13 protein-coding genes are annotated in these 15,805 nt (G+C 71.3%); 10 read left to right on the forward strand and 3 right to left on the reverse strand.

All coding sequences use genetic code 11. The annotated features are described in order from the left end of the window. The first annotated feature begins 65 nt into the window (after positions 1 to 65). The 9 genes from CcI49_RS20480 (at position 66) to CcI49_RS20520 (ending at position 9,540) form a co-directional block, all read left to right on the forward strand. Entirely contained in the window at positions 66 to 956 is an 891-nt protein-coding gene (locus tag CcI49_RS20480) for an SDR family NAD(P)-dependent oxidoreductase (RefSeq protein WP_054567801.1), read from the forward strand. Then, positions 956 to 1,942 carry a VOC family protein gene (locus CcI49_RS20485; protein ID WP_054567800.1) on the forward strand — a complete coding sequence of 329 codons (987 nt, stop codon included), beginning with the start codon at positions 956 to 958 and terminating at the stop codon, positions 1,940 to 1,942. Before CcI49_RS20480 ends, CcI49_RS20485 begins: the two co-directional genes overlap by 1 nt. Beyond that, positions 1,939 to 3,201: an acyl-CoA dehydrogenase family protein gene (locus CcI49_RS20490; protein WP_076828696.1), complete on the forward strand. Its 1,263-nt coding sequence runs from the start codon at positions 1,939 to 1,941 to the stop codon at positions 3,199 to 3,201. Before CcI49_RS20485 ends, CcI49_RS20490 begins: the two co-directional genes overlap by 4 nt. After that, a complete protein-coding gene (locus tag CcI49_RS20495) occupies positions 3,198 to 4,025 on the forward strand; it encodes an enoyl-CoA hydratase family protein (protein WP_054567798.1) in 828 nt (275 codons plus the stop codon). Before CcI49_RS20490 ends, CcI49_RS20495 begins: the two co-directional genes overlap by 4 nt. A gap of 71 nt (positions 4,026 to 4,096) precedes the next feature. Continuing rightward, a complete protein-coding gene (locus tag CcI49_RS20500) occupies positions 4,097 to 4,909 on the forward strand; it encodes a mycofactocin-coupled SDR family oxidoreductase (RefSeq protein ID WP_054567797.1) in 813 nt (270 codons plus the stop codon). 10 nt (positions 4,910 to 4,919) lie between these two features. Beyond that, entirely contained in the window at positions 4,920 to 6,131 is a 1,212-nt protein-coding gene (locus CcI49_RS20505) for an amidohydrolase family protein (RefSeq protein WP_054567796.1), read from the forward strand. 2 nt (positions 6,132 to 6,133) lie between these two features. Continuing rightward, entirely contained in the window at positions 6,134 to 7,366 is a 1,233-nt protein-coding gene (locus tag CcI49_RS20510) for a lipid-transfer protein (protein ID WP_241840160.1), read from the forward strand. After that, positions 7,363 to 7,770, forward strand: a complete 408-nt coding sequence (locus tag CcI49_RS20515; protein WP_054567795.1) for an OB-fold domain-containing protein — start codon at positions 7,363 to 7,365, stop codon at positions 7,768 to 7,770. Before CcI49_RS20510 ends, CcI49_RS20515 begins: the two co-directional genes overlap by 4 nt. Positions 7,771 to 7,947: 177 nt before the next feature. Beyond that, positions 7,948 to 9,540: an AMP-binding protein gene (locus tag CcI49_RS20520; protein ID WP_076828698.1), complete on the forward strand. Its 1,593-nt coding sequence runs from the start codon at positions 7,948 to 7,950 to the stop codon at positions 9,538 to 9,540. Positions 9,541 to 9,550: 10 nt separating this feature from the next. Here the strand turns inward: CcI49_RS20520 and CcI49_RS20525 are convergent, their stop codons facing one another. Beyond that, positions 9,551 to 11,662, reverse strand: coding sequence for a serine/threonine-protein kinase (locus CcI49_RS20525; RefSeq protein WP_076828701.1), 2,112 nt, complete (start codon positions 11,660 to 11,662; stop codon positions 9,551 to 9,553). Positions 11,663 to 11,919: 257 nt separating this feature from the next. After that, the gene (locus CcI49_RS20530) at positions 11,920 to 13,035 is read right to left on the reverse strand and encodes a hypothetical protein (RefSeq protein ID WP_076828703.1); all 1,116 of its coding nucleotides are present in this window, start codon (positions 13,033 to 13,035) and stop codon (positions 11,920 to 11,922) included. A gap of 645 nt (positions 13,036 to 13,680) precedes the next feature. Here CcI49_RS20530 and CcI49_RS20535 point away from each other — a divergent pair. Next, positions 13,681 to 14,901, forward strand: a complete 1,221-nt coding sequence (locus CcI49_RS20535; protein ID WP_083473428.1) for a lipase family protein — start codon at positions 13,681 to 13,683, stop codon at positions 14,899 to 14,901. Positions 14,902 to 15,012: 111 nt separating this feature from the next. On the opposite strand, the gene CcI49_RS20540 is transcribed toward CcI49_RS20535, so the two are convergent. Next, positions 15,013 to 15,747, reverse strand: a complete 735-nt coding sequence (locus tag CcI49_RS20540; protein ID WP_054567792.1) for a DUF427 domain-containing protein — start codon at positions 15,745 to 15,747, stop codon at positions 15,013 to 15,015. Positions 15,748 to 15,805 lie beyond the last annotated feature (58 nt).

Below are 15,805 nucleotides of genomic sequence, written 5' to 3' on the forward strand. Positions count from 1 at the left end.
CCGCAGGCCCACGTCAGCGCGCCCGTCCGCCCAGCCCGTCCATCTCCAGAAGGGACTTTCGCGCGATGACCGGCAAATACCGTTTCGACGGACAGGTCGCGGTGGTGACCGGGGCCGGCAGCGGCCTGGGCCGCCGGCACGCCCTGGCCCTGGCCCGCCGCGGCGCCACCGTCGTGCTCAACGACATCCGCCGCGAGCAGGGGGAGAGCGCCGAGCAGGAGACCGCCCGCGGCGTCGTCGAGCTGCTCGCGGCCGAAGGCGTCACCGCCGACGCGGACGAGGGTGACATCGGCGACGAGCGGTACGCCCGCGGGCTCGTCGAGCGTGCCGTCGAGGCGCACGGGCGCATCGACATCGTCATCAACAACGCCGGGATGCACGGCTTCGGCACCGCGCAGGACACCGGGACGGCGCTGATGTACGACAACTGGCGGGTCAACCTCATGGGCGGCTTCTGGACCATGAGCTCGGCGCTGCGCCACATGCGCCGCCAGGGGTACGGCCGGATCGTCAACACCGCGTCCGCGCTCGGCGCGTTCGGCGGGCAGGGCGTCCTCGCGTACTGCACCGCCAAGGCCGGCGTCATCGGCATGACCCGGGCCGCCGCCCAGGACAACACCGACACCGACATCCGGATCAACGCGCTGTGCCCGGTCGCGATCACCCCGATGTCGCAGGCGTGGTTCGCCGAGAGGTCTGGCGTCGACGCGGCACTGCTGGTGCCCGAGCTGGCCTCGCCGGTCGCGCTCTACCTGGCCCACGCGGACTGCGCGGTCACCGGCCACGTGCTCAGCGCGGGCATGGGGGTGTGGGCGAACATCTTCACCGCGAAGACCGACGGCGTCGCCGCCACCGACGACCTCGACGACGTCTTCGACCGCCTCGACGGGCTGCTCGCCACCGACCGGTTCCAGGTCCTGTCGACGTCCGCCGACCAGTACCGGCGGGCGAACTGATGGGCGCCGCCGGTGCCCAGGTGGTCCGCCGGATGTTCCACCCGACGTTCGCGGTGGTCGACCTGGAGGCGGCCCGGGCCTGGTACCGGGCCGTGTTCAGCCGCCCCGACGTCCGCTGGGCGGACCGGTACGACATCTCGATGCTCGACGTCGACTACCCGAAGGACTACTCGTTCTTCATGGTCGTGGGCGACGTCGTCCTCGACGCGCTGTGCCCGTCGATGCACGCCCAGGGCCGGCTGTCCGGCCAGGACCGCTACGACCTCGCCGACCAGCGCCCGATCGGGCTCGGCTGGTACGTCGACGACGCCGTCGCCGCCGCCGCGCACCTGGCCGGCCATGGCATCCGCACCCATGACCAGCTGGGCCGCCGGGTGGAGGGCGGCCACGTCCCCGTCTCGGCGATGGCCCCGGACATCCTGCTGTTCTTCAGCGAACCGGCCGACACCGGGCTGCGCTACGAGTTCTTCCAGCTCGCGGACCGTTACGTCGAGTACTACTCGCGCAAGGGTGACCCGCGGCTGCGGCCCGACTGGCGGCTGCCCGGCGCCCCGCCGCCGGACGACCCCATGACGATCATCCGCGGCTCGCACCACACCGTGCTGACCCGGCGGCCCGAGCGGGCGCTGCGCCTGTACGCCGAAGCCCTCGGCGGCACCGTGCTCGGCACCGCACCCAACCCGGACCTGGGCACCGACAGCACCTACCTCATGCTCGCCGGCTCGGTGTTCGAGCTGGGCGTCCCGCGGCCGGGCAGCCCGTACGCCGGCCTGGTGACCGACGCCGCCGACCACTACCTCGGGATCACCTTCCTGGTCGCCGACACCGGCGCCGCCGCGGCGCACCTCGCCGCCGTCGGCACCGCGGCCCACCGAGACGGCGCCGGCGCGGTCGTGGTGGCGCCCGCCGACGGGTTCGGCGTCCAGTGGCGCTTCGCCCGGGAGCTGCCCTACCTGGCCCCGCTCGGATCGGAGGTGATGGCGTGAGCCAGTTCGACCTGACCGACGCCCAGCGTGCGTTCGCCGACCAGGTCCGCGACGTCGCGACGGCGAAACTCGTCCACGTCCCGAGCACCGAGGGCCGGGTGAACCGGCCGCTGTTGCGGCAGCTGGGCGAGCTGGGGCTGCTGCGCGCGCTGTTCGGTGGGCAGCCCGGCGAGGAACCGCGCGACGCCGCGGCGATGCAGCTGTGCCTGCTGCGCGAGACGCTCGCCACCGTCAGCACCGAGGCGGAGACCGCGCTGGCGCTGCAGGGGCTGGGCAGCTACCCGATCCTGCAGTCCGGCTCCCCGGGCACGGTGCGCCGGTGGATCCCGGGCGTCGTCACCGGCGAGGTCGTCGCCGCGTTCGCGCTGTCCGAGCCGGAAGCCGGTTCGGATGCGGCGGCGCTGGCCCTGCGCGCCGATCCGGACCCGGACGGCGACGGCTGGCGGCTCACCGGCCGCAAGACCTGGATCTCCAACGCGCCGTGGGCCGACGTCTACACCGTCTTCGCCCGGACCCGCGCGGACGGCGGCGCCCGCGGTGTCACCGCCTTCGCGGTGCCCGGCGACGCGCCGGGGCTCACCGGCGAGCCGCTGGACATGCTCAGCCCGCATCCGCTCGGAACGCTCGACTTCGACGGTGTCCGGGTCGGCCGCGCGGACGTGCTCGGCGAGGTCGACGCCGGTTTCCGGGTCGCGATGCGCACCCTCGACCTGTTCCGGCCCAGCGTCGGCGCGTTCGCCGTCGGCATGGCCCAGGCCGCCCTCGACGCCGCCGTCGACTGGACGGCGTGGCGCCAGGCCTTCGGCGGGCCGCTGTCGGCGCAGCAGTCCGTCGCGCACACGCTCGCGGACCTGGCGACCCGGGTGCAGGCGGCCCGGCTGCTGGTGCGGGCCGCCGCCGCGGCCTACGACGGCTTGGCCGACGGCGGCGCGGCCAATGGCGGTGCCGCCAACAGCGGGCCGGCTGGGCGGGCCGAGATCACCCGGAGCGCGGCGATGGCCAAGCTCTTCGCCACCGAGGCCGCCCAGGTCGTCGTCGACCAGGCGCTGCAGCTGCACGGAGCCCGCGGCCTGCAGCGCGGGCACCTGCTGGAGCACCTGTACCGCGATGTCCGGGCCCCGCGGATCTACGAGGGCGCCTCGGAGATCCAGCGCACGATCATCGCCCGGTCGCTGTACGCCCGGGCGGCCGCGGCCGCCGACACGGCCACCGCCGACACGACCCGTTCCGCACCGCCTACCAGGGAGCCTGCCCGATGAGCCTGTACCGCGCCTCAGCGTCGATCACGGAGAACTGGGAGCACTTCAAGTTCGACGTCGCCGACGGGGTCGCCACGGTGACCCTCAACCGGCCGGAGAAGCTCAACCCGCTGACCTTCCAGAGCTACGCGGACCTGCGCGACCTGCTGCACGAGCTGCCGCACCGGGGCGACACGAAGGTCCTCGTCATCCGGGGTGAGGGCAAGGGGTTCTGCGGCGGCGGCGACGTCAACGAGATCATCGGTGAGCTGATCAAGATGGACGCCCACGACCTGATGGGCTTCACCAAGATGACCGGCGACGTCATCCGCGCCATGCGCGAGGTCGACATCCCGATCATCTCGGCGATCCAGGGCATCGCCGCCGGCGCCGGATCGGTCATCGCGCTGGCGTCGGACTTCCGGGTCCTCTCGCACAAGGCCCGGTTCGCGTTCCTGTTCACCAAGGTCGGGCTCTCCGGTGGCGACATGGGCGCGGCGTACCTGCTCCCGCGGGTCGTCGGGCTCGGTCGCGCCACCCAGCTGCTGATGCTCGGGGACACGATCAACGCCGAGACCGCCGACCGCTACGGGCTGGCGAGCATGCTCGTCGACGACGACGAGCTGACCGCGACGGTGGACGCGCTGGCCCGCCGGCTCGCGGACGGCCCGACGCTGGCCTACCGGCAGACGAAGGCGCTGCTCACCCGTGAGCTCGACATGCCGATCGGCGCGTCCATGGAGCTCGACGCCATGACCCAGGCCCTGCTGATGACGACGGCGGACCACTCCGAGTTCCACAGCGCGTTCAACGCCCGGCGCCCACCGGCGTGGACGGGCCGCTGACGCCACCGGGACACCGCCGGACGCAGCCGGAAGCCACCGGCGTCCGAACCGAACCGATCAGGAGGTCATCGATGGGACTGCTCGAAGGCAAGGTCGCCTTCATCACCGGTGCGGCGCGTGGCCAGGGGCGCAGCCACGCCGTGCGGCTCGCGCAGGAGGGCGCCGACATCATCGCGGTCGACATCTGCGCCCCGATCGACACCGTCGCCTACGCGCTGGCCAGCGAGGACGACCTGGCCGAGACCGCCGCCGAGGTCCGCGCGCACGGCCGGCGGATCGTGGCCCGCCAGGCCGATGTCCGTGACCGCGCCGGGCTTCGGGAGGCGTTCGAGGCCGGTGTCGCCGAGCTCGGCGGATGCGACATCGTCCTGGCGAACGCGGGCATCGCGCCGATGGCGATCGGCGCGGACGACCCGGCCCAGTTCCTGGACGTCGTCGCGGTGAACCTGGTCGGTGTCTGGAACACCGTCGAGGTCGCCAAGCAGGCGCTGATCGACCGCGGGCCCGGCGGCTCGGTGGTTCTCACCAGCTCCACGGCGGGCCTGCGCGGAGTGGGTGGGGACGCCCCCGGGTCCATCGGGTACGCGGCCTCGAAGCACGGCGTCGTCGGGCTCATGCGCAGCTACGCGAACGCGCTGGCCCCGCACTCGATCCGGGTCAACACCGTGCACCCGACCGGGGTCAACACCCCGATGATCATCAATCCGGTGATGGAGAAGTGGATCACCACCGTGGGCAGCTCGCAGGCGATGTCGAACGCGCTGCCGGTGCCCTACGTCGAGGCGTCCGACGTCACCAACGCCATCCTGTGGCTGGTCTCCGACGCCGCCCGCTACGTCACCGGCGTCACGCTGCCGGTCGACGCCGGAATCCTCGTCAAGTGAAGGGGCAGCGATGACCGATCTCGATCTCGACTGGCTGATCTCGGTCGACGACCACGTGCTGGAGCCGCCGCATGTGTGGCAGAGCCGGATGCCGGCGAAGTTCCGCGACGCCGCGCCCCGGCTGGTCACCGACGGTGACCTGGAGTTCTGGGTCTTCGAGGGCAAGCGTGTCCCGACCAGCGGCCTGTCCGCCGTGGTCGGCAAGGGCAAGGACTACTCGCCCGAGGCCATCCGGTACGCCGACATGGCACCCGGCTGCTACGACCCGGTGGCGCGGGTCGCGGACATGGACGTCGACGGGGTGCTCGCGTCGCTGTGCTTCCCGTCCTTCCCGCGCTTCTGCGGCCAGATCTTCTGGGAGGCCTCCGACAAGGAGCTGGCGCTGGAAGGCGTGCGGGCCTACAACGACTGGATGATCGACGAGTGGTGCGGGGCCGCCCCCGGGCGGCTCATCCCGCTGGTGATCATGCCGTTGTGGGACCCGCGGCTGGCGGCGCGCGAGCTGGAGCGGGTGGCGGCCAAGGGGGCGCGGGCCGTCGCGTTCTCCGAGAACCCGGCGCCGCTGGGCCTGCCCACCATCCACGACCCGGCCCGCTACTGGGACCCGGTGTTCGCGGCGGCGCAGGACCTCGAGCTGGTCGTGTGCATGCACGTCGGGTCCTCGTCGCAGCTGTCGACGATCTCACCCGACTCGCCGGTGCTGGCGAACCTGTCGTTCGGCTCGGTGCGCACCGCCGGCGCGATGCTGGAATGGATCTTCTCGGGGGTGTTCCAGCGCTTCCCCAACCTGAAGATCGCGCTGTCGGAGGGGAACATGGGCTGGATCCCGTTCTTCCTGCAGCGCGCCGAGCAGGTCATCCACACCCAGCGCGCATGGGCGACGAAGGGGGTCTCGTTCGACCCGATGCCCGGTTCGTTCCCGACCGCCGTCAACCCCGACCTCGACCTGATGACGCTCGACCCGTGGGAGACCTTCCGCCGGCACATCTACGGCTGCTTCATCGACGACGCCGTGGGCCTGGCGAACCTGCAGTTCATCGGCGAGGACAACATCATGATCGAGACCGACTACCCGCACTCGGACTCGACCTGGCCGCACAGCCGTAAGCTCGCCCGCGAGCGGATGGCGCACCTGCCCGCCGAGACCCAGTACAAGATCCTGCGGGGGAACGCGGAGAGGCTGTTCCGGTTCACCCCGGCCGAGCCCCCGGCCCTGCCGTGACCATGGCGCCGCAGGCAGCCTTGCCGCCGCGGGCCGCCGTGGCGCCGCGGGCCGCCCCGGCGGGGCACCCGTTCGCCGAGCTGCGCGACACCGCCGCCGTCGTCGGCGTCGGCTACCACCCCTTCAGCAAGCGGTCCGGGCTCTCCCCGCTGGCCATGGCGGCCTCGGCGGTCCTCGCCGCCGTCGAGGACGCGGGCCTCGCCCCCGCCGACCTCGACGGCGTCGCCACCCACCACCTCAACGACTCGGCCGGGCCGCACGAGCTCGCGGCGGCCCTGGGCCTGCGCGGCATCACCTGGAGCCATGAGGAGCTCGGCGGCGGCAGCAAGGCACCCGCCCTCGTCGGCCACGCCGCCGCCGCGCTGCACACCGGGCAGGCGACCCATGTGGTCGTGTACCGCTCGCTCAACGGCCGGTCCGGTCACCGGATGGGCGGCACCGGCGGCGGCGCCCCGATCACCCGCCCCGACACCCTGTTCCAGGTGCCCTACGGCCTCGTCTCGCCGTCGCAGGTCTACGCGCTGAGCGCCCGGATGCACATGGACCGTTTCGGCACCACCGAGGAACACCTGGGCCAGGTCGCCCTCGCCCAGCGGCGCTTCGCCGTCGACAACGAGCGCGCGGTCATGCGGGCACCGCTGGCCATGTGCGACTACCTGTCCTCCCGCCTGGTCACCGAGCCGCTGCGGCTGCTCGACTGCTGCCTGGAGACCGACGGCGCCTGCGCCCTCGTGCTCACCACCACGCCGCGGGCCCGGGACCTGCGCCATCGGCCCGTCACCGTCCGCGCGTGGGCGAGCGCCTTCGGCCCGGACGGATTCGGGCACGGCGCCGCCGACCTCACGACGTCCAGCAGCGCCCTGGTCGCCCGCACCCTGTGGGCACGGGCCGGGATCGGGCCGGCGGACGTCGACGTCGCCGAGCTGTACGACGCCTTCACCATCGCCGTGCTGCTGCAGCTCGAGGACTACGGATTCTGCGGTCGGGGTGAGGCCGGGCCGTTCGTCGCCGGCGGCGTCACCGCCCCGGGCGGGCGGCTGCCGGTGAACACCCATGGCGGCTTCCTGTCCGAGGGCTACGTCCACGGGATCAACCACATCGCCGAGGCGGTGTCGCAGCTGCGCGGTGACGCCGGTGCGCGCCAGGTGCCGGGCTGCGAGGTGGCGCTGTCGACCGCCCAGCCCGGTTTTCCCACCGGCATCTCGTCGGCCGTCCTGCTGCGGAGGCAGCCATGAGCCCGCCTGCCGCCGAGCCGGTGCACCCGCCGTGGATCGCGCCGTTCTGGGCCGGTGCCGACCGGGGTGCGCTGCTCGTCCAGCACTGCGACGACTGCGGGACGCCGCGCTTCCCACCTGGCCCGCGGTGCGGCGTGTGCACCTCCGACCGGTGCACGTGGCGGCCGGTCAGCGGGCATGGCCGGGTGCTGTCCTGGACGCGCACCCACCACCCGTTCGGGGCAGGTCTGCGCGACCGGGTCCCCTACACCGTGGTCCTCGTCGAGCTGGTGGAACGGCCCGGCCTGGCCATGTTCGGCAATCTCGTGCCGGATGGCGCCATCACCGCCGGGACGCCGGTACGAGCGGTGTTCGTGCACACGCCCGCCCAGACCCTCGTCCAGTGGGAACCTTGCGTGTCCTGACAGTCACCACCGCGGTCGCCCCGTGGGCCCCTCCAACGCCCGCGACAGGCAGCCGGCCGCGTCCGCACGAAGGAGACGGCTGTGCCGCACGTGCCTGAATTAACGGAGCCGGAGCCGGAGCCGGAGTCTGAGTCGGAGTCCGGGTCGGGCTTCGGGCCGGGGTCGATGGCGGGCTCGATGCCGAGGCCGGGAGCCGAGCGGGCGAGGCTCGACGCGCTGTCGTTCGAGCCCCTGACTCCGGTGGCCTACCTCGACCGGGCCGCCGCCGCGCACGGCGACCGGCTCGCCGTGGTCGACGGTGACCACCGCTGGACCTACCGCGAGCTGCGGGACCGGTGCCGCCGGCTGGCGGGAGCGCTCGTCGGTCCCGCCGGCGGGCGGCCCGTCGCGGTCCTCGCGCCGAACACCCATGTCCTGCTGGAGGCGAGCTTCGGCGTGCCGTGGGCGGGGGTGCCCCTCGTCGCCGTCAACACCCGGCTGTCCGCCGGCGAGATCGCCTACATCCTCGAGCACTCCGAGGCCGCGGTCCTCATCCACGACCCGCAGTTCGATGACCTGGTCGCGGCCGCGGTCGCCGGCCTCGGCGGCGTTGCCCATCCGCCGCTGCTGATCCGGGCGGACGAGCGATACGAGGAGATGCTGGCCGCCGCCACACCGACCGCGATCACGCCCACGGACGAACGAGCGCTGCTGTCGATCAACTACACCTCCGGGACGACCGGCCGGCCCAAGGGCGTCATGTACCACCACCGCGGCGCCTACCTGCAGGCACTGGCGATGGTCGGGCACACCGGGCTGTCCACATCCTCGGTGCACCTGTGGACCCTGCCGATGTTCCACTGCAACGGCTGGTGCTTCCCGTGGGCGGTGACGGCGGCGGCGGCCACCCACGTCTGCCTGCCCAGGGTCGACCCGGCGCGGGTGTGGGAGCTGATCTGCGCCGAGGGCGTGACCCACCTGGAAGGCGCGCCGACCGTGCTGTCGATGCTCGCCTACGCACCCGAGGCCGCGCCGCTGGCCGGCCCGCCGGTGCGGGTGGCGACCGGCGGGGCGCCGCCGTCCCCGGCGATCCTGCGGCGGATGGCGGCGCTCGGCTTCGACGTCACGCACCTGTACGGGCTCACCGAGACCTTCGGCCCCGCGATGATCTGCGACTGGCGGCCCGAATGGGACGCCCTCGACGACGCGGCCCGCTCCCGGCTGAAGGCACGCCAGGGTGTCGGGAACATGATCTCCTGCGTGGTGCGGGTCGTCGACTCCGCCGGCGCCGACCTGCCCGCCGACGGCCGTTCGGTCGGCGAGATCGTGCTGCGCGGCAACAACATCATGCTCGGCTACTTCAAGGACCCCGAGGCCACCGTCGCCGCCGCGCCCGACGGCTGGTTCCACACCGGCGACCTGGGCGTCCTGCACCCCGACGGCTACGTCGAGCTGCGCGACCGCAGCAAGGACGTCATCATCTCCGGCGGGGAGAACATCACGTCGGTCGAGGTGGAGCAGGCCATCGCGGACCATCCCGCGGTGCTGGAGGTCGCCGTGATCGCCGTCCCGGACGACCGGTGGGGCGAGGTCCCGGCCGCGTACGTGACCCTCCACGAGGGAGCGTCGGCGACCGCCGAGGAGATCGTCGACCATGTCCGCGGACGTCTCGCCCGCTTCAAGGCCCCGCGGATCGTCGAGTTCGGCGAGCTGCCGAAGACGTCCACCGGCAAGATCCAGAAATATGTGCTGCGCGAGCAGGCCTGGGCCGGCCAGGAAAAACGTATCTGATAGCCGGAGGTCACCGGACCGCCCATAACCGGACAGTTCTGTCCCAGCTGCCGCTGGCCACAAGGTGCCCGTCCGGGGAGAACGCAACTGACGTCACCCAGTTGGTGTGCCCGACCAAAGGGTGCCCGAGAGGGCGTGCTGACGTCCGGTCGGTGAGGTCCCACAACCGCACAGTGTGGTCGGCGGCCACACTGGCCAGGGTGTGCCCGTCCGGAGCGAACGCCACCTGCCAGACGAGGCTGGTGTGGCCGGTCAACGGCGGCCCGAGAGGCCGCGGGCTGGCAGGGTCGGTCACATCCCACAGGCGGATCAGAGCGTCCTTTCCGCCGCTGGCGAGCGTCCGGGTATCGGGTGCGAACCCCACCGTGTAGACGCCACCGCGGTGACCGTCCAGCGGTGCGCCGAGCGGGTGAGGATGATCCGGATCGCTCACGTCCCACAGCCGCACGGTGCCGTCCAGGCTGCCGCTGGCCAGCGTTCGCGCTTCCGAGGACAACGCGACCGACCACACCAGGTCGTCGTGTGCGGCGAAAGACTGACCGAACGGTCGCGGCGCGGACGGATCAGTGAGATCCCACAACTGCACCCGGCCGACTTCGCCGCCGCTGGCCAGAACACGTCCACGTCCATCCATGACGCGGCCCGCGAACGACGGGAACGCCACCGCGTGCGCGTAGCCGCCGGCCACTGGCAGCGGGGTGCCGAGAGAACGAGCCCTGGACGGGTCGGTGACGTCCCACAGGCGCACTGTGCTGTCCTTGGCGGCGGAGACCAGGGTCCGCCCGTCGGGAGAGAAGGCGACCGAGGTGACTCCGTCGGTGTGCCCGAGCAGGGGAGCACCGATTGGATGCGCGTGGAATGGATCACTCACATCCCACAGCCGTACCGCTCTGTCCCGGCCGCCGCTGGCCAGCGTGCGCCTGTTCGGAGAGAAGGCAACGGCCGTCACCCAGTCGGTGTGGCCCTCCAGCAGACCCACCTGATGGGGTCTGGTGTCACCTGCTCCCCGGCTGATGGTGGCGAAGAGAAGTGCGGCGACCGCGGACAGCAGCAGCACGCCGGTGGCTGCCGCGCCACGCCGACGGAGTCGCGGCCGCGTGGAGCGGCGATGCGAGCGCGACTTCTGCTGCCCAGACCGGGCGGACCGGGATGGATTCGGAGCTGGCGCCGGTTGGCCAGCGGGGTCGATCGTTCGCGGAATGGTCGCGGCCGCTACCGCGATCGGGAGGACGGAGCGAGCCTCGGCAGCGGCACGGACGTCGTCGTCCAGATGCACCCGGATCCCCGAGCGACCGAGCCAGCCCGGGCCGTAGCTGTCCGCGGCCGCTTCGGCGAGGTCGATCGCGAATGCCTTCGCGGACGGCGGCCGGCCCCCCGGGTCCTTCGCCAGCGCCCGCAGTATTACGTCGGCGACTGATGGAGGAACCCCGGCCGGGCGCCGAATACTGTGGCCGGGCCGTGCCAGGTGAGGTTCTCCGAAGACCTCGTCAGACCATTCACCGTCGAAGGGAGTCTTCCCGGCGAGCAGCAGGAAGAGCATCATGCCCAACGCGTACAGATCTGTGGCCGGTCCAAGCCGGCCGCGTGCGACCTGCTCAGGGGCCATGAATAACGGGGTGCCGATGACCGCGCTCGCGGTGGCCGCGGACCCGAACACCCGCTTCGCTATCCCGAAATCGACCACCTTCACATGGCCCGCAAAATCGAACATCACATTGTCGGGCTTGATGTCACGGTGCAGCACGCCACGAGAATGCGCGTAGCTCAGGGCCCCGGCGACCGCCAGGCCGACCGCGCAGAACTCCTCCTGACCCATTTCTCGTTGCCGGCGGGAAAGGCTTCCGCCGGCCAGCATCTCCATCACGATCACATCGAAGTCGTCACCTGGGCGGAAGTCATGGACGCGGACGATATGCGGGTGGTCGAGACTCGCCATTATCTGCGCCTCGCCGGCGCCGAAGGGCCGGCGACGCCCGCCCGAGGCCAGCACCTTGATCGCCACCTCGCGTTGCAGGTTGCGGTGCCAGCCTGCCAGTACCAGTCCGAAGGATCCCGCGCCGATCTCGTTGCCGAGATCGTAGCCGGGCAGCGCCGCTGCCACCCGTGCCTGGTCAAGAAGCATGACCCGGTGTCTCCCCTGTCAGGACATGCGCAACAGGCGCGCGTGACCGGCTCTGAGTCGCGCCTGCGCCGGCGCGTGGCGCACAACTCTAATCACTCGAACGCCGCACCCCGACGTGGGTACAGGCTGCCGTCAAACAGGCCCGCCACGGACTTGCCTGTCGGTCCGGTGCGGACAGGTATGTCCGCGCACGTGGGTATGCTTGCCGGTCGTCATCGGCGGGTTGTGGGTTAATCGGTCAGTGCGACAGCTCTGGCTTACTGGGTGGCCTCGTGGTCTTCTGTTGTCAGCTGGGCACGCTTGGTGCGTAGTTCGTTCGGGAAGCGGCGGCCGCTGCGGGTGAGGGTGATCCGGCGGGTGCATCGCACCTTCTCGCCCACGCCCAGAATTCGTTCGGTGCCGCGCAGCACGGTCAGCGGGGCGCCGGGCGCGAGCTGAAGGTGGGTGCCGTACGTGCTGACGTCCCGGATGGTCAGGTTCCCGTCCGCGAACGACAGGGCGAAATGGCGGCGGCTGACCTTGAGGCGTTCGTGGTTGGCCAGCCAGGGGTCGAGGGAATRGCCGTCCACCGGCGCCCGGCCGACCACCACCTCGGTGCCGGAGGGGATGACGAACCGGTCGACGCACCTGCGGTCGACGAGGACCTTCATCGCGGCGGCGCCGGGGCGGGGGCCTTCGTCGAGCAGCCGCGAGCCGTGYAGCTCGCAGGTCGGCTCGCCGGCCCGGATCCGCGGGATCAGCACGAAACTGCCGTGGTCGCGGTCATAGAGGGTGCAGGCGTGGTGCGGGCAGCGCCACGCACGTTCGAGGACGTCGAACCGGGTCAGCACACCCTGTTTTTTCAGGACGTCGTGCTCGGCATAACGAGAGATGTTCCAGTCGTCCACGACCCCCATGTCGACGTCGCGTAGGAGCAGGCGCCCTTCGGGTCCGTCCGGCCCCTGGTGCCCGTGGTGCCCTTCGTGTTCGTCGCGCTCGATGAACGGCTCGATGAACTGGTCCTTGTTGCCCTGCAGCCAGGGGAACTCGGTGCGATGGCCACGGTAGCGGTCTCGGGTGATGACACTGAGCCCGGTGAGCTCGGCGAGCTCCAGCAGCCGGACGTCCGCGTCGCCGAGCAGCTCGACCAGCCCCGCCTGTTCCCAGTCCCGCAGCGTGCGGGTGTCCGCGTGCGGCAGCCCGGCATGGGGGAGGCTGCGGTCGGCGACGAGATAGAGGACCACGTCGGGGTCGTGGTCCCGGTCGATCAGCGCGTCGATGACCTGGTCAAGCCGGTAGAGCCCCGGCCCTCGTGGTCCCGGTCGCCGAACGACGTTGGAAAGGTCGACGAGGTAGTCGGCCTCCAGGACGTTCCCGGTCAGGTGCTCGGGCATACCGGTCAGACCCCCGTCTCCGTGTGAGCGCACTGAGTAAGACACATGTCACCTCAGGGGATCATGCGCGGCGAAACTTCGGGGGCCGGTTGTGCATGAGTGGGGAGAACTGGGCCTCGACGAGCGTGGAACACCGTCAACGGCGGCACCCGCCGACCGGTGGTTGCCCGCATCTGACGTCGGAATCACCCGGTTGCCCCGAACGAAAGACCACTTTGGTGCCAGGCGGTGAGCCGCGTCGGAACCCCGCCGGATCCGGCCTCGGCGTGGCTCCGGCCCTGCCCGCGCCGGCACCCCTCCAGCGCGGGTGAGAAGCGGTCGATAACGCTCCTGAGCTGGGAAGACCGTTCGCTCGCCGGGTCGCCGCAAGGCTGTGCCCCGGTCCGGTGACCCCGGGATTCGGGCAGCTGGAGACCGCAGTCGAGGGCGCTTCGAGACGTGATTCCAGTCTCGGTATGGGCAAAAGGCGCCGGACTTGCTACGGTCCGGACCCTACCGGTAGGTAACACCCGCTGGTAACACCCACCGGTAACTTGCTGGAAGGCGGTGCTCGGCCGCGCTGTTGTCCGGAGCCCTCCCGGCTCCGGGGATCGGTCGCGACCGCTGCCGCGCCGTTACCGGGACAAGGAAAGAAGGTTGATCGACATGCGCCCGAACTTATCGAGCCGAGGTCTGTGGTCACGAACGAAAATCGGCTCACTCGCGGCAGCGCTGGCACTTGCCACGCTGGGCGTCGTGCTTCCGGCCGCGATCGCCACTCCTGCCGCCGCCGCTGTCGAAGGACCGGCCGGCGATGCCTTCTACACCCCACCGTCCCCGCTGCCCGCGGGTAATCCCGGTGACGTGATCTGGTACCGCAAGCAGGCCGATTCCGGCAACGCGAGCTCGTACCTCGTCCTGTACCTCTCCCAGAACGCGCTGGGGCAGCCGAACGCGGTCTCCGGCACGATCTACGTGCCGAAGGGCAAGAGCCCGGTCGGCATGCCGATCGTCTCGCTCGGCTCCGGCACCGTCGGTCTGGGCGACGGATGCGCCCCGTCGAAGAACCCGCTGGTCAGTGTTGCCCAGAACCAGGGCTTCATCGACAAGGCACTCGCCAAGGGCTTCGCCGTGACAATGACCGACTACGAAGGGCTCGGCACCCCCGGGACACACACCTACGTCGTCGGTCGTTCCGAGGGCCGTGCGGTCCTCGACATCGTGCGCGCCGCCCAGCGGCTGCCGGAGACCGGCCTGAGCACCGCGAACCCCGTCGGCCTGCTGGGTTACTCGCAGGGTGGCGGCGCCGCCGCGTGGGCCGGCGAACTGCAGCCCAGCTACGCCCCGGAACTGAACCTGAAGGCCATCTCGGCCGGCGGCATTCCCGCCGATCTGCTGGCGGTCTCCAAGCAGCTTGACGGCGGCCTCGGTTTCGCCGTCCTGGCGATGGCCGCCCTCGGGCTCGACGCGGCCTACCCCGAACTGGACCTGGAAAGCTACCTCAACGCCAACGGCAAGAAGTTCTTCGGTGACTTCAGTGACGACTGTGTGGAATCACTGATCATCTACCCGTTCCGGAAGATCAGCGACTACACGACGAGCAACCCGCTGAACACCGTGGCCTGGCAGACCCGCCTCAACGAGCAGAAGCTGGGCGCGGTCGCGCCGAAGGTGCCGACCTTCATGTGGCACGCCTGGCCGATCGACGAACTGGTCGCGCGGCCGCAGGGCGTGGCGTTGAAGGACACCTACTGCGCGGCGGGGGCACCTGTCCGTTGGAAGGACTACCTCGGCGAGCACGCCACCGTCATCTTCACCTCGCAGAGTGACGCCGTGAACTTCCTCGCCGACCGCTTCGCCAACAAGCCCTTCACCCGCGACTGCTGATCTGGCAGACAGTCAGCACTAAGCGCAGATGGTGTGCCGGGCCGGCCGCGATTGTCGGCCCGGCACACCACTCGTGTTTCCAGGGAATACTTCGCGGGGGAGCAGGAGCGCTCAGCCCACGCGGACGGGGACCGCGCACGAGCCGTCGCACATGTTCTCCGGCATGACGGACCCGGCCGGGAGTTCCGCGGTGACCGTGCAGACCTCCGGGTCGAAGCTGAGGAAGCCGCCGACCTGCAGGCTCTCGGGCAACGGCTCGTCGTAGCTCCAGGCGACGTCCGCGAGGACGGTGTCGCCGACCACGGCCGTCCACCAGGTGGCGTTGCCCTTGTAGTTGCAGTAGCTCGTGGTGCCGCTGCGCCGCAGCAGGTCGGTCCGGACGTGCACCGGATCCACGTAGAGCCTGGCGTTCAGCGACGTCTCGAAGAGGATCACGGTGTCGGACGTGTCCACCAGGACCTCACCGGCGGCCTCGACTCGCAGGCGGCGCGTCGTCGGCCGGCAGTCGACCCGGTGGTAGGGGTTCGCCGGGTAGTGCACGAGCCGGCGCCCCTCCTCCCACCATTCGTCGACGGCGTCCCACGGGATCGTGAAATAGCCCGGTGCCTCGGGCAGCGGCTCGCCGGGCAGGGTGCCCACCACGTCGAGCGGGAACGCGTAGGCCAGCGGCCGCATCGACCGGTGCACGAGCACCGCCGCCTCGGTGTCGATCACCTTCTGGCCGTCGCGGACGGCCTGCACCCGGCGCGGGTGCGGCTCGACATAGACGACACCGGCGGGCACCGGGGCGGAGAAGCGCCCGGCGGGCGTCGGGCCCAGCGGCCCCTGGGCGGCGGTGAGGCTCATGGCTCGAAGTGTGTCAGCCGGGCCGGTCCGCGTGCAGGACAGCGCTTGTCCCGGTGGC

This window comes from Frankia sp. CcI49 (assembly GCF_001983215.1).
GTDB classification, from domain to species: Bacteria; Actinomycetota; Actinomycetes; order Frankiales; family Frankiaceae; genus Parafrankia; species Parafrankia irregularis.